Consider the following 721-nt stretch of genomic DNA (forward strand, 5'->3'; position numbering starts at 1 on the left):
CTGGGAGACCTTCGAACGCGCCGGCATCGACCCCGCCACCCTGCGCGGCAGCCGGACCGGCGTCTTCACCGGCGTCATGTACAACGACTACGGCTCCCGCATGCAGCAGGCCCCGGACGGTTTCGAGGGCTACATGGGTACGGGCAGCGCCGGCAGTGTCGCCTCGGGCCGGATCTCCTACACCTTCGGCCTGGAGGGCCCGGCGGTGACCGTCGATACGGCCTGCTCGTCGTCGCTGGTGGCGCTGCACATGGCGAGCCTCGCGCTGGCCGGCGGCGTCACGCTGATGGCCACCCCGGCGGTCTTCATCGAGTTCAGCCGCCAGCGCGGCCTGGCCCCCGACGGCCGCTGCAAGCCCTTCGCCGCGGCGGCCGACGGCACCGGCTGGGGTGAGGGCGTCGGCCTCCTCCTGGTGGAACGGCTCTCCGACGCGCAACGCAACGGCCACAACATCCTCGCGGTGATCCGCGGTTCGGCGGTCAATCAGGACGGCGCCAGCAACGGCCTCACCGCCCCCAACGGCCCCGCCCAGCAACGGGTCATCCGGCAGGCGCTCGCCAACGCCCGCCTGACAGCCGATCAGGTCGACGCGGTCGAGGCACACGGCACCGGCACCACCCTCGGCGACCCGATCGAGGCTCAGGCACTGCTCGCCACGTACGGCAAGGAACGGCCCGCCGACCGGCCGCTGATGCTCGGCTCGCTCAAGTCCAACATCGGG

1 protein-coding gene is annotated in these 721 nt (G+C 72.3%); it reads left to right on the forward strand.

Going from position 1 to position 721, the window contains the following annotated elements; translation table 11 throughout:
- The coding region (locus OO69_RS48160; protein WP_033287389.1) for a beta-ketoacyl synthase N-terminal-like domain-containing protein at nt 1-721 on the forward strand (721 nt) is incomplete at both ends.

The sequence above is a fragment of the Streptomyces sp. NRRL F-525 genome (assembly GCF_000716605.1).
Classification (GTDB): domain Bacteria; phylum Actinomycetota; class Actinomycetes; order Streptomycetales; family Streptomycetaceae; genus Streptomyces.